The 13,038-nt window shown below is 73.0% G+C and carries 14 protein-coding genes; 13 read left to right on the top strand and 1 reads right to left on the bottom strand.

Annotated elements, in window-relative coordinates; genetic code table 11:
- Positions 1 to 13: 13 nt before the first annotated feature.
- The 13 genes from COO58_RS21950 (at position 14) to COO58_RS21890 (ending at position 10,194) form a co-directional block, all read left to right on the top strand.
- On the top strand, positions 14 to 1,495 hold the full coding sequence (locus tag COO58_RS21950; protein WP_098747364.1) for a 2-hydroxymuconic semialdehyde dehydrogenase: 1,482 nt from the start codon (positions 14 to 16) through the stop codon (positions 1,493 to 1,495).
- A 44-nt stretch (positions 1,496 to 1,539) separates the two neighbouring features.
- On the top strand, positions 1,540 to 2,334 hold the full coding sequence (locus tag COO58_RS21945; RefSeq protein ID WP_098747010.1) for a 2-keto-4-pentenoate hydratase: 795 nt from the start codon (positions 1,540 to 1,542) through the stop codon (positions 2,332 to 2,334).
- Positions 2,331 to 3,269 (top strand): acetaldehyde dehydrogenase (acetylating), encoded by a 939-nt coding sequence (locus COO58_RS21940; RefSeq protein ID WP_098747008.1) that lies wholly within the window; start codon positions 2,331 to 2,333, stop codon positions 3,267 to 3,269. The genes COO58_RS21945 and COO58_RS21940 overlap by 4 nt, the downstream gene beginning before the upstream one ends.
- Positions 3,266 to 4,321, top strand: coding sequence for a 4-hydroxy-2-oxovalerate aldolase (dmpG, locus tag COO58_RS21935; protein ID WP_098747007.1), 1,056 nt, complete (start codon positions 3,266 to 3,268; stop codon positions 4,319 to 4,321). Before COO58_RS21940 ends, dmpG begins: the two co-directional genes overlap by 4 nt.
- Positions 4,322 to 4,379: 58 nt before the next feature.
- Complete coding sequence (locus tag COO58_RS21930; RefSeq protein ID WP_098747005.1) at positions 4,380 to 5,153, top strand: 2-keto-4-pentenoate hydratase; 774 nt, start codon at positions 4,380 to 4,382, stop codon at positions 5,151 to 5,153.
- Positions 5,154 to 5,173: 20 nt separating this feature from the next.
- Positions 5,174 to 5,635 carry a RidA family protein gene (locus COO58_RS21925; protein ID WP_091571741.1) on the top strand — a complete coding sequence of 154 codons (462 nt, stop codon included), beginning with the start codon at positions 5,174 to 5,176 and terminating at the stop codon, positions 5,633 to 5,635.
- A complete protein-coding gene (locus tag COO58_RS21920) occupies positions 5,628 to 6,152 on the top strand; it encodes a 3-hydroxyanthranilate 3,4-dioxygenase (RefSeq protein WP_098747003.1) in 525 nt (174 codons plus the stop codon). The genes COO58_RS21925 and COO58_RS21920 overlap by 8 nt, the downstream gene beginning before the upstream one ends.
- Positions 6,152 to 7,162: an amidohydrolase family protein gene (locus tag COO58_RS21915; RefSeq protein ID WP_091571749.1), complete on the top strand. Its 1,011-nt coding sequence runs from the start codon at positions 6,152 to 6,154 to the stop codon at positions 7,160 to 7,162. The genes COO58_RS21920 and COO58_RS21915 overlap by 1 nt, the downstream gene beginning before the upstream one ends.
- A gap of 28 nt (positions 7,163 to 7,190) precedes the next feature.
- Positions 7,191 to 7,409, top strand: a complete 219-nt coding sequence (locus COO58_RS21910) for a type II toxin-antitoxin system VapB family antitoxin (RefSeq protein WP_091571753.1) — start codon at positions 7,191 to 7,193, stop codon at positions 7,407 to 7,409.
- On the top strand, positions 7,406 to 7,834 hold the full coding sequence (locus COO58_RS21905) for a PIN domain-containing protein (protein WP_091571758.1): 429 nt from the start codon (positions 7,406 to 7,408) through the stop codon (positions 7,832 to 7,834). The genes COO58_RS21910 and COO58_RS21905 overlap by 4 nt, the downstream gene beginning before the upstream one ends.
- A gap of 140 nt (positions 7,835 to 7,974) precedes the next feature.
- Positions 7,975 to 9,435, top strand: coding sequence for an amidase (locus tag COO58_RS21900; RefSeq protein ID WP_098747001.1), 1,461 nt, complete (start codon positions 7,975 to 7,977; stop codon positions 9,433 to 9,435).
- Between the two features lie 74 nt (positions 9,436 to 9,509).
- Positions 9,510 to 9,794, top strand: a complete 285-nt coding sequence (locus COO58_RS21895) for a hypothetical protein (RefSeq protein WP_091571767.1) — start codon at positions 9,510 to 9,512, stop codon at positions 9,792 to 9,794.
- On the top strand, positions 9,781 to 10,194 hold the full coding sequence (locus tag COO58_RS21890; RefSeq protein ID WP_091571772.1) for a DUF5130 family protein: 414 nt from the start codon (positions 9,781 to 9,783) through the stop codon (positions 10,192 to 10,194). Before COO58_RS21895 ends, COO58_RS21890 begins: the two co-directional genes overlap by 14 nt.
- Before the next feature lie 235 nt (positions 10,195 to 10,429).
- On the opposite strand, the gene pepN is transcribed toward COO58_RS21890, so the two are convergent.
- The gene (gene pepN / locus COO58_RS21885; protein ID WP_176558930.1) at positions 10,430 to 12,976 is read right to left on the bottom strand and encodes an aminopeptidase N; all 2,547 of its coding nucleotides are present in this window, start codon (positions 12,974 to 12,976) and stop codon (positions 10,430 to 10,432) included.
- Positions 12,977 to 13,038 lie beyond the last annotated feature (62 nt).

Below are 13,038 nucleotides of genomic sequence, written 5' to 3'. Positions count from 1 at the left end.
GGACCCCCGGCTGATGGCCGGGCACGCGCCGGACGGCCCCGGCCTGCTGCGCAACTTCGTCGGCGGCGCGTTCGTCGACGCCGGGACCCGGTTCACCAAGCGCAGCCCGGTCACCGGCGAGCCGGTGTTCGAGGTCGTCGAGGCATCCTCGTCGGTGGTCGACGACGCGGTGGCCGCCGGCCGGGCGGCGCTGCGCGGCCCGTGGGGCCGGATGGGGGAGCGGGAACGCGCCGAGGTGCTGCGCCGGGTCGCCGACGAGCTGGAACGGCGCTTCGACGACCTGGTCGCGGCCGAGGTGGCGGACACCGGCAAGTCCATCTCGCAGGCCCGCACGCTGGACATCCCACGCGGCGCGGCCAACTTCCGGGCGTTCGCCGAGATCGTGGCGACCGCGCCGACCGAGTCGTTCACCACCGTCACCCCGACCGGCGGCCGGGCGCTCAACTACGCGGTCCGCAAGCCGGTCGGCGTGGTCGCGGTGATCGTGCCGTGGAACCTGCCGCTGCTGCTGCTCACCTGGAAGGTCGCCCCGGCGCTCGCCTGCGGCAACGCCGTGGTGGTCAAGCCCAGCGAGGAGACCCCGGCCTCGGCCACGCTGCTCGCCGAGGTGATGGCCGCGGCCGGCGTGCCCGACGGCGTGTTCAACCTGGTGCACGGCTTCGGGCCCGGCTCGGCCGGCGAGCACCTGACCCGGCACCCCGGCGTCGACGCGATCACGTTCACCGGCGAGTCGGCCACCGGCAGCGCGATCATGCGGGCCGCGGCCGACGGGGTGAAGGCGGTCAGCTTCGAGCTGGGCGGCAAGAACGCCGGCCTGGTCTTCGCCGACGCCGACCTGGACGCGGCGGTCGCCGGCTCGGTCCGCTCCAGCTTCACCAACGGCGGCCAGGTGTGCCTCTGCACCGAACGGATCTACGTGCAGCGGCCGGTGTTCGAGGAGTTCATCGCGCGGCTGGCCAAGCGCGCCGACGAGTTGGCGTACGGCTGGCCGGCCGACGAGGCGACGGTGAACATGCCGCTGATCTCGCACGGCCACCGGGACAAGGTGCTCGGCCACTACGCGCTGGCCCGCACCGAGGGCGCCGAGGTCCGCGCCGGCGGTGGCACGCCGCGCTTCGGCGACGCCCGCGACGGCGGGGCGTACGTGCAGCCGACGGTGCTCACCGGCCTCGGGCCGGACGCCCGGACCAACCAGGAGGAGGTCTTCGGTCCGCTGGTGCACGTCGCGCCGTTCGACGACGAGGACGAGGCCTACGCGCTGGCCAACGGCACCGAGTACGGCCTGGCGGCGACCGTCTGGACCCGGGACGTGGGCCGGGCGCACCGGGCCGGGTCCCGGCTGGACGCCGGCATCGTCTGGGTCAACACCTGGTTCCTGCGCGACCTGCGCACCCCGTTCGGCGGGGTGAAGGCGTCCGGCGTGGGCCGGGAGGGCGGCGTGCACTCGCTCGACTTCTACTCCGAGCTGACCAACGTCTGCGTGGACCTTTCATGAGTGAGAATGGCCGGCGTCCCGAGGACAGTGAGCGAGGAGCCGACATGACAGTGGACATCGAGGCCGCCAACCGGGAACTCGCGGTGGCCCGGCAGGAGGGGAAACCCTGCCCGCCGCTGCGCGGCCGGCTGCTGCCCGAGGGCGACGTCGAGGCCGCGTACCAGGTGCAGCAGGTCTACACCCGGCAGCGTCTGGGCAAGGGGCACCGCCGGGTCGGCGCGAAGATCGGCCTGACGTCGCGGACCGTGCAGGAGAGCTTCGGCGTCTTCCAGCCCGACTTCGGGGTGCTCTTCGACGACATGGCCGTCGGCGACGGCGTCGAGGTGCCGATCGGCCGGCTGCTCCAGCCCCGGGTGGAGGCGGAGATCGCCTTCGTGCTCGGCGCCGACCTTCCGGACGAGCGGGTCACCACAGTCGACCTGATCCGGGCCCTGGACCACGTGCTGCCGGCCATCGAGATCGTCGACTCGCGCATCGCCGACTGGGACATCTCCATCGTGGACACGGTGGCGGACAACGCCTCCAGCGGGCTGTTCGTGCTCGGCACCGCGCCCCGCCGGCTCGCCGACGTGGACCTGCGGCTGTGCGGCATGGTGCTGGAGCACGCCGGGGAGCCGGTCTCGGTCGGCGCCGGCGCGGCCTGCCTCGGCAACCCGCTGCACGCGCTGCAGTGGCTGGCCGGCACCATGGCCCGCGCCGGTGACCCGCTGAAGGCCGGGGACGTGGTGCTCTCCGGCGCGCTCGGCCCGATGGTGCCGGTCACCCCCGGCGCCGCGTACGAGGCGCGCATCTCCGGGCTCGGCTCGGTGCGTACCTGCTTCTCCCGGGAGGTTTCGTGACCACGACAGGTGTGGCGGTGCTGGGGTCGGGCAACATCGGCACCGACCTGATGATCAAGGTGCTGCGGCTCAGTGAGAGCCTGCGGATGGTGGCGATGGCCGGCATCGACCCGGCCTCCGACGGCCTGGCCCGGGCCCGCCGGCTCGGCGTGACCACCACCGCCGAGGGCGTCGACGGCCTCGTCGCGCTGCCCGAGTTCGCCGACGTCCAGCTCGTCTTCGACGCCACCTCGGCCGGCGCGCACAAGCGTCACGACGAGGTGCTGCGCGCACACGGCCGGACGGTCGTCGACCTGACGCCGGCGGCGATCGGCCCGTACGTGGTGCCGCCGGTGAACCTCGACGAGCACCTGCGCGAGCCGAACGTCAACATGGTCACCTGCGGCGGCCAGGCCACCGTGCCGATCGTGCACGCGGTCGGCCGGGTCACCCCGGTCGCGTACGGGGAGATCGTCGCCTCGATCGCCTCGAAGTCCGCCGGGCCGGGTACCCGGGCCAACATCGACGAGTTCACCGAGACCACCGCCCGGGCCATCGAGGTGGTCGGCGGCGCCGAGCGCGGCAAGGCCATCATCGTGCTGAACCCGGCCGACCCGCCGCTGCTCATGCGCGACACGGTCTACTGCCTCTGCCCGGACGCCGACGCCGACCGGGCGGCGATCGCCGCCTCGGTGGCCGACATGGTGAAGACCGTGCAGGAGTACGTGCCCGGCTACCGGCTCAAGCAGGACGTGCAGTTCGACGCCGTGGACACGTACGCGCCGGTGCTCGGCCGGCACGTCACCGGCCTCCAGGTGTCGGTGTTCCTGGAGGTTTCCGGCGCCGGGCACTACCTGCCCGCGTACGCCGGCAACCTGGACATCATGACGTCGGCCGCGCTGCGGACCGCCGAGCGGCTGGTGGCGCTGCGCGCGACGGAGGTGAGCGCCCGATGACCGACCTCTACATCCAGGACGTGACGCTGCGCGACGGCATGCACGCCATCGGGCACCGCTACACCGTCGACCAGGTGCGGACCGTCGCCGCGGCGCTCGACGCCGCCGGGGTCGCCGCCATCGAGGTGGCGCACGGCGACGGCCTGGCCGGATCCAGCGTCAACTACGGGCACGGTGCCGCCGCCGACGCGGACTGGATCGCCGCCGCCGCGGAGGTGCTGACGAACGCGCGGCTCACCACGCTGCTGCTGCCCGGCATCGGCACCATCGCCGACCTGAAGGCGGCCAAGGCGCTCGGCGTGACCAGCGTGCGGATCGCCACCCACTGCACCGAGGCGGACATCTCCGCCCAGCACATCGCCTGGGCCCGGGAGAACGACATGGACGTCTCCGGGTTCCTCATGATGTCGCACCTCAACGACCCGGCCGGGCTGGCCGCGCAGGCCAGGCTGATGGAGTCGTACGGGGCGCACTGCGTCTACGTCACCGACTCCGGCGGGCGACTGCTGATGTCCGACGTGGCGCAGCGGGTGGACGCGTACCGGCAGGTGCTGGAACCGGAGACGGAGATCGGCATCCACGCGCACCACAACCTGTCGCTGGGCGTGGCGAACAGCGTGCTGGCGGTCGAGCACGGCCGGATCCTCGGCGACGGCCCGCTCGGGTCCCCGGCCGGGCGGACCGTCCGGGTGGACGCGTCGCTGGCCGGCATGGGCGCCGGCGCGGGCAACGCCCCGCTGGAGGTCTTCGTGGCGGTCGCCGAGCTGCACGGCTGGAAGCACGGCTGCGACGTGTTCGCGCTGATGGACGCCGCCGACGACCTGGTCCGCCCGTTGCAGGACCGGCCGGTCCAGGTCGACCGGGAGACGCTCTCCCTCGGGTACGCGGGCGTCTACTCCAGCTTCCTGCGCCACGCCGAACGGGCGTCGGCCAAGTACGGGGTGGACGTGCGCTCGATCCTGGTCGAGCTGGGCCGCCGCCGGATGGTCGGCGGCCAGGAGGACATGATCGTGGACGTGGCACTCGACCTGGCCGGTAAGGAGACCCGGTGAGCGCGAGGAGTGAGCCGGGTTTGCGAGCCCCGCAGTCGCGAACGAAAGGTGGCGCAGCATGATCGGGCCGGACATCGCCGGCATCGCGGAGAAGCTGGGTGCGGCGGCCGACGACGCCACCGCGATCCCGCAGCTCGCCGCCGAGACCGGCCTCGACGTCGACGCCGCGTACGCGGTGCAGACCGCGCTGGTGCAGCGCCGCCTGGACCGGGGTGAGCGGCTGGTCGGCCTCAAGATGGGGCTCACCAGCAAGGCCAAGATGACCCAGGTCGGTGTGGACGAGGTGATCTGGGGCCGGCTGACCGACGTGATGCGGGTGCCCGACGGCGGCGGCGTCGACGTGAGCGCGTTCATCCACCCCCGGGTCGAGCCGGAGGTGGCGTTCCTGCTGGACCGGCTGCCCGACCCGGGCGAGCCGGTCGGCTCGTTCACCCGGGCGGTGCGCGCGGTCGCCCCGGCGATCGAACTGATCGACTCCCGGTACGCGAACTTCACCTTCTCCCTGCCGGACGTGGTCGCCGACAACACCTCGGCCGCCGCGTTCGTGGTCGGTCCCTGGTCGCCGGTGCCGGACGGGCTGGACAACCTCGGCGTGCTGCTGGAGATCGACGGGCGGGTGGCGGAGGTCGGGTCGACCGCCGCCATCCTCGGTGACCCGCGCCGCGCGCTCGACGAGGGCCTCCGGCTGGCCGGCCGGCACGGCGTCCGGCTGCGCAAGGGCTGGGTGTTCCTGGCCGGCGCGGCCACCGCCGCGGTGCCGCTACGCCCCGGGGCGCACGTCCGCGCCACTGTGGAGAAGCTGGGTTCCGCCTCCCTGAAGGCGCTCTCGTGAGCGCGAGGAGTGAGCCGGGTTTGCGAGCCCCGCAGTCGCGAACGGAAAGCGGCCCGGCGACCGCCCGCGTGGTGGCCGGGAAGGCCGTGCCGCGGGGCGCGTTCCCGCACGTCAAGGTGGCCGGCGGGTTCGTCTTCGTCTCCGGCACGTCATCCCGCCGCCCGGACAACACGTTCGCCGGGGTATCGGTGGACGAGTTCGGCACCACCGACCTGGACATCCGGGAGCAGACCCGGGCCGTGGTCGGGAACATCCGGGACCTGCTCCGCTCGGTCGGCGCCGACCTGGCCGACCTGGTGCAGGTCACCAGCTACCTGGTCAACATGAACGACTTCGGTGGCTACAACGAGGTGTGGGCGGAGTTCTTCGACGCCACCGGGCCGACCCGGACCACGGTGGCCGTGCACCAGCTTCCGCACCCGCACCTGCTGATCGAGATGCAGGCCGTCGCCCTACTTCCGTCGGGAGGTCCCCATGAGTGAGATCGCCGAGCCGTTCAGCTTCTCCGGCTGGATCGGGGAGAACCAGCACCTGCTCAAGCCGCCGGTGGGCAACAAGGAGATGCTGCCCGGCAGCGACGACTTCATCGTCATGGTGGTGGGCGGCCCGAACCAGCGCACCGACTTCCACGTCGACCCGTACGAGGAGTTCTTCTATCAGGTCAAGGGCAACATGCACATCAACCTGATGACCCCCGAGGGTCCGCGTACGGTGCACGTGCGCGAGGGTCAGATGTGGATGCTCCCGCGTAACACCCCGCACTCGCCGCAGCGCCCCGAGGCCGGTTCGATCGGCATGGTGATCGAGCGGGTCCGGGAGGAGGGCACGCTGGAGAAGTTCCAGTGGTACTGCGCCGAGTGCCACCACAAGGTGCACGAGGTGGAGTTGCAGGTGCGCGACATCGCCGCCGACCTGCCCCCGGTCTTCGCCGCGTTCTACGCCGACGAGAAGGCCCGCACCTGCGACAACTGCGGCGCGCTGCACCCGGGCAAGGGCTGATGCCGGTGCCGGTGGTGGACGTGCACACGCACGTCGTACCGAAGGGTTGGCCGGACCTCGCCGCGGCGTGCGGCGGGTCCGGCTGGCCCTGGCTACGGGTGGACTCCGAGCGCGCCGCCATGATCATGGTGGGGGAGACGGAGTTCCGGCCGGTCGGCGCGCCGTGCTGGGACGCGCCCACCCGCCTGGCCGACATGACCGCCGACGGTGTCGACGTGCAGGTCGTCTCGCCCACCCCGGTCTTCTTCAGCTACGACCGCCCGGCCGACCAGGCGGTCAAGGTGGCCCGGATCTTCAACGACCTCACCCTGGAGATCACCGCCGCCGGCGGCGACCGGCTGGTGCCGTTCTGCCAGGTGCCGTTGCAGGACCCGGACGCCGCCTGCGCCGAGCTGGACCGCTGCCTGGCGGCCGGGCACGCCGGCGTGGAGATCGGCAACCACGTCGGCGACCGCGACCTCGACGACGCGGGCATCGTGGCGTTCCTGACCCACTGCGCCGAGGTCGGGGCGCCGGTCTTCGTGCACCCGTGGGACATGCCCGGCGGGCCCCGGCTGGACCGGTGGATGGCCCGCTGGCTGACCGGGATGCCGGCGGAGACGCACCTGTCGGTGCTGGCGCTGATCCTCGGCGGCGTGTTCGACCGGGTGCCGGAGACGTTGCGGATCTGCTTCGCGCACGGCGGCGGCAGCTTCCCGTTCTGGCTGGGGCGCGCCGACAACGCCTGGCACCGCCGTGGCGACCTGGTACGTGGGGCGTCCTCCGCGCCGCCCAGCTCCTACGTCGACCGGTTCAGCGTCGACTCGGTGGTGTTCGACCCGGCCGCGCTGCGGCTGCTGGTGGACACCATGGGCGCCGACCGGGTGCTGCTCGGCAGCGACTACCCGTACCCGCTGGGGGAGCGGCCGGTCGGGCAGGTGGTGCACCGCTCCGACTTCCTCACCGACGCGCAGCGGGCCGCGCTGCTCGGCGGCAACGCCCTGCGCTTCCTCGGCCGAACCGATATATAAATAGCTTAGAAGAGTATATAGTCGCTCCGTGAAGACTGTCATCGACCTTGACGACGAACTGCTCGAACGCGCCCGGCGTGAACTCGGCACAAAGAGCAAGAAGGACACGATCCACGCGGCGTTGCGGCTGGTCGCCGAGCGCAGCGAGCGGATGGAGGCGATCCGGGAACTCCTGTCGGTCGATCGCGACTGGACCGGCATCGTCGGCGACGACAAGGTGCCCGCCAGCGAGAAGGACGCGGCGTGAGCGTCGCGGGCGGGCTCTATCTCATCGACACCTCGGCGTGGGCTCGACTCCGACTGCCCGTCGTGGCCAAGCGGGTGAGCGCCATCCTGGAGGAGGGCTTGGCCGCGACATGTCTGCCACTCGATCTCGAGGACGGTCGCAGCGCGCGGGACTTCCGGGACGCGATGACCATCCGCGCCCGTCGCGCTCAGGTCATGGTCGACCTGCCGGTGACCGAGGCCGTCTCCACCCGTGCCCGGGACCTGCAACTCGCGCTCACCGCGCGGGGCCATCACCGGGCGGCGAGCCCGGTTGACCTCACGGTGGCGGCGGTCGCGGCGGAATACTCCGCGACCGTCCTCCACTATGACCGGGACTTCGACCTGCTGGCGGACGTCGGTGGCCCCCGATCGGAGTGGGTGGCCCCGCCCGGGACCCTGTCCTGACCGCGCTCGGCCGCTGACCCGGCGGCCTCGGGGCGTCTGTCAGGACGGGTCGGTGCGAAGGCGCAGGGTGCGCGGCTCGGTCGGGGTCACCTCGGTCGTGTCGTCCGACCGTCCGACCGCGCACCGGGCAGGATGGCGGAATGGCCGAGCCGCACGACCTGACCGCGCTGGAGCAGGCCGCCGCGATCCGGCGGGGTGAGCTGTCCAGCCTGGAGCTGGTCGACCACCACCTGCGCCGGGTCGACGCGCTCGCCGACACCGTCGGCGCGTTCGTCACGGTCACCGCCGAGCGGGCCCGCGCGGCGGCCCGGGCCGCCGACGCCGCCCCCGCCGACGCGCGCGGGCCGCTGCACGGGGTGCCGACCGCGATCAAGGACCTCACGTTGACCGCCGGGGTGCGGACCACCTTCGGCTCCGCCGCCTTCGCCGAGTTCGTCCCGCCGGTCGACGCCGACGTGGTCCGCTTCCTGACCGCCGCCGGGCTGGTCAGCCTCGGCAAGACCACCACCTCCGAGCTGGGCTGCTCGCTCTACTCCGAGGGGCGGGTGGCGCCGCCGGCCCGCAACCCGTGGGACCTGGCGTACACGGCGGGCGGGTCCAGCGGCGGCGCGGCCGCCGCGGTCGCCGCCGGGCTGGCGCCGGTGGCGCAGGGCTCCGACGGCGGCGGCTCGTTGCGCATCCCGGCCGCGCTCTGCGGCCTGGTCGGCTACAAGCCGAGCCGCGGCCTGGTCTCCGGCGGCCCGCTCGGCTTCGGCGCGTTCGGGCTGCCCACCAACGGCCCGCTCGGGCGCACCGTCACCGACGTGGCGGCGCTGCTCGACGTGCTGGCGCAACCGGTGCCCGGGGAGCCCTACCTCCCACCGGCCGCCCCGGCGGGCGGCTACCTCGGCGTCGCCCGCGCCGTCCCCGGCCGGCTGCGGATCGGCCGCTTCACCACCCCGATGCTCGCCGACGAGCCGGTCCACCCCGACTGCGTCGCCGCCGTCGACCGGGCCGCCGCGCTGCTCGCCGACGCCGGCCACGAGGTGGTCGAGGTCCCCGCGCCGCTCGGCCCGGAGGCCTGGCCGATGTTCGAAACCGTCTGGTACGCGCTGGCGCTCGCCCCGGTGCCCGCCGACCGCGAGGGCGACCTGCTGCCGCTGACCCGGTTCCTGCGCGAACGGGGCGAGGCGCTCGGCGCCGCCCGGCTGATGGCCGCGCTCGGCGAACTCCAGGCCCAGGTGCGCCGCGGGGTGCGCCGCACCGCCGGCTGCGACCTGCTGCTCTGCCCCACGCTGGCGGCCCCGCAGGCGCCGGTCGGGGCGTTCGCCGCGCTCGACCCGGCCGAGGATTTCGACCGGCAGCGACGCTTCTCGCCGTACTGCGCCGTCTTCAACGTCACCGGCGACCCGTCCGTTTCGCTGCCGGTCGGCCGGACCGCCGAGGGCCTGCCGGTCGGGGTGCTGCTCACCGGCCGGTACGGCGACGACGCGACATTGATCGCCACTGCCGCGCAACTGGAGCACTGCTGTGGCGGATGGGATCAGCACCCCGCAATCTGGCGGGCCGCCGACTCCGCTAACGTGAACATCACAAGCGAGGTCGGGCGCGGCCCGTCGTGACCGTCCACCCGACCCGGAACATTCCTGGTCTCTCTTTCCGCCTGGGGGCGTTGGGATTGTCTGTTACCGAGACGTTGGTGGTCTTCGTCGGCATCCCGCTCGCCGCGGTGCTGGTGATCGCCGGGCTGGCGGCCGTCGGCAACCGTGGCAGCGGTGGCGGCGCCAAGCGCTACCGGCCGGGCCGGCCCTTCGACTTCACTCCGGTCTGGTTCCTGGGCCGTCCGGAGCAGCTGGCCGACTCGGCCGGCACGGCGCTGACCGCCGGGGCGCAGGCCCCGGCGCTGACCAGCCGCAAGCAGGAGCAGGCCGGCCGGGAGGCGCCGGCCGGTGGAACCGGAGGCGCAAGTGACCGTTGGTGAAGCGCGGCCCACGACCGGGACGGGCACCCCGCCCGACGTGCTGGACGGGCCGTTCTCGACCCGGCAGCTGCTCCGCATCGACGAGGCGCTCCGCCTGGCCGACCAGGGCACCGGCCTGGTCTTCTCGGTCTACGTGGGCGGCCTCGACGAGCCGATCCGGGAGCACGCCGAGCGGCTGCACCGGCAGCTCGCCGAGCCGGACAAGTCGGTGCTGATCGCCGTGTCGCCCAACCAGCGGCAGCTGGAGATCGTCACCGGCAAGTACGCGCGCAAGCGCATCCCGGACACGTACGCCAAGCTGGCCGCGCTCTCCATGGTGGCCGCCTTCGGCGGCGGCGACCTGGCCGGCGGGGTCATCCAGGGCCTCGACCAGCTCGCCAGCCACGCCGGCAAGGGCTGAGCACCCGCCCGCAGACACGACGAAGCCCGGCCCGCGTACGCGTGGGCCGGGCTTTCTCGTGGTCTCAGCGCGGCCAGGCGGAAGGGTCGAGCCGCATCGGCCACGGCTCGTCGATCCGCACCGGATGGTCCGGGCCACTCGTGAGTCGGCTGTCGCCCTCACGTCCCTACACGAGAAACGGCCGGGGCCGGCGCGGGCTCCCGCCCACGCCGGCCCCGGCCGTCGTGCTCCCCGCTCAGGCGCTGCGGGCGTCCCGCTCCCGGGCCTTCAGCGCGCGGACCACGCCGTCGCGCCCCTCGGCCACCAGGCGGCGCAGCGACGCCGGCTGGCCGTCCCGGGCCAGCCAGGCGTCGGTCGCCGCGACCGTGTCCTCGTCGACCAGGTAGGCCGGGTAGGCGAGCTGCACGAACTCCTGCGCCGGTTCGCTGTCCCGCTGCGCCCACACCTGGTCGACGGTGGCGAAGTAGCGCTCCCGGTAGGGCGCGGTCAGTTCGACCTGCGCCGGGTGGGTGAGGCCCTGCAGCAGCGCCCGGTTGCGCCAGTTGGGCAGCGCGTCCGGGCCGGTGAGCTGCGCCCAGACCGCGGCCTTGTTCGCCTCGGTCGGCACCAGCGCGTACGCGTAGGCGGCCTCCCGCTCGCCGCTGGCCGTGCGGTCGCCCGCCAGTTCGGCGTCCACCTCGGCCGTGCCCGCCGCGCCGTTGGCGACGAGCGCCTGCAGCACGGCCCAGCGCAGCTCGGTGTCGACGGTCAGCCCGTCCGGCACCCCGTTGCCGTCCAGCCAGCCGCGCAGCGTCGCCAGGTCCTCGCTGGAGCGGGCCGCGGAGGCGTACGCCCGGGCCCAGGCGAGCTGGAAGCCGCTGCCCGGCTCGGCCGCGGCGAGCGCGGTCCGCGCGGTGCGGGCCAGGTCCGCCCAGCCGGTCGGCGCCCACGCCGGGTCGGCGTAGAAGGTGAGCGCGGTGGTGGCCTGCCGCAGCGTGGCGGTCACCAGGTTGATGTCGGTCTCGGCGGTCAGTCCGGCCAGCACCAGCGCCACGTAGTCGCGGGCGGACAGCTCGGCGTCGCGGGTCATGTCCCAGGCGGCCGTCCAGCACAGCGCCCGGGCCAGCGACGAGTCGAAGCCGGAGATGTGCTGCACCACCGTCGACATGGACCGTTCGTCCAGGCGCAGCTTGGTGTAGGTGAGGTCCTCGTCGTTGAGCAGCAGCACGTCCGCGGCGGGCTTGCCGTGCAGTGCGGACAGCTCGGTCACCTCACCGGTCACGTCCGTCTCGACCAGCTCGCGGCGGACCAGGCGGCCGTCGGTCAGGTCGTAGAGACCCACTCCGATCCGGTGGGTACGCAGCGTCGGGTACCCGGCCGGCGCCTCCTGCCGGACCAGCACCCGCTCGTACGCGCCGTCGGCGCCGATCGTCACCTCCGGGCGCAGCGTGTTGACCTGCGCCGTCTCCAGCCACTGGGCGGCGAACTTGCGCAGCTCCCGGCCGGAGGCCGCCTCCAGCTCGGAGAGCAGGTCGTCGAAGGTGGCGTTGCCCCAGGCGTGCTTGCCGAAGTAGGCGCGCAGGCCGGCCAGGAACGGCTCCTCACCCACGTACGCGACGAGCTGCTTGAGCACGCTGGCGCCCTTGGCGTACGTGATGCCGTCGAAGTTGACCTCGACGGCCTCCAGGTCCGGCATCTCGCAGTAGACCGGGTGGGTGGAGGAGAGCTGGTCCTGCCGGTAGCCCCAGTTCTTGCGGATGGACAGGAACGTCGTCCAGGCGTCGGTGAATCGGGTGGCGTGGGTGTTGCACCAGTGGCTGGCCCACTCGGCGAACGACTCGTTCAGCCACAGGTCGTTCCACCAGCGCATAGTGACCAGGTCGCCGAACCACATGTGCGCCAGCTCGTGCAGGACCGTGTTGGCGCGCTGCTCGTACTCGAAGTCGGTGACCTGGGAGCGGAAGATGTAGTGCGACTCGGCGTGCGTGACGCAGCCGAAGTTCTCCATCGCGCCGGCGTTGAAGTCGGGCACCCAGAGCTGGTCGTACTTGGGCAGCGGGTAGCGGACGCCGAACTTCTCCTGGAAGAAGTCGAAACCCTGCGTGGTGATCAGGTGCAGGTCGTCGGCGTCCAGGTGCGGCGCCATGCTGGCCCGGCAGAAGTAACCCATGTCGATGCCGTCGTGGGTGTGGCGCACCTCGTGGTACGGCCCGGCGCACAGCGCGGTGATGTAGGTGCTCATCCGCTCCGAGACGGTGAAGTGCACCGTCTTCAGGCCCTCACCGGCGGCCTCCTCGCGCTCCACCGGCATGTTCGACACGACCCGCCAGTGGTCCGGGACGGTGGCGTGCCAGGTGTAGACGCTCTTCAGGTCGGGCTGGTCGAAGCAGGCGTAGACCTTCTGCGCGTCGGCGGTCTCGAACTGGCTGTAGAGGTAGGTCTCGCCGTCCACCGGGTCGACCGTGCGGTGCAGACCCTGCCCGCTGTTCGAGTAGCCGAAGTCGGCGTCCACCACGAGCACGTTCTCGGCGGCCAGGCCGGTCAGCGTGAGGCCCTTCTCGGCGGACCAGTCGGACAGGTCGACCGGATCGCCGTTCAGCGTGGCCGAGCGCACCGACTCGGCGGCCGTCTCGATGAAGGTGGTCGCTCCCGGCTCGGTGCAGCGGAACCGGACCTCGGTCACCGAGCGGAACGTGCGGCCGGTGGGCTGCACGGCGGTCGACAGGTCAAGGCTGATGTCGTACCCGGTCACCTCGAGCAGGCGGGCCCGCTCGGTCGCCTCGACCTGGGTCAGGTTGCGCACTCCCGGCACTGTTCGTCTCCATCCCACTCGTCTCGCCGCGCCCCGCGGCACCGGCCTCGCCC

Source organism: Micromonospora sp. WMMA1996, assembly GCF_002573675.1.
Taxonomy (GTDB): domain Bacteria; phylum Actinomycetota; class Actinomycetes; order Mycobacteriales; family Micromonosporaceae; genus Micromonospora; species Micromonospora sediminicola.
This window is presented reverse-complemented; position numbering and strand designations above follow the sequence as displayed.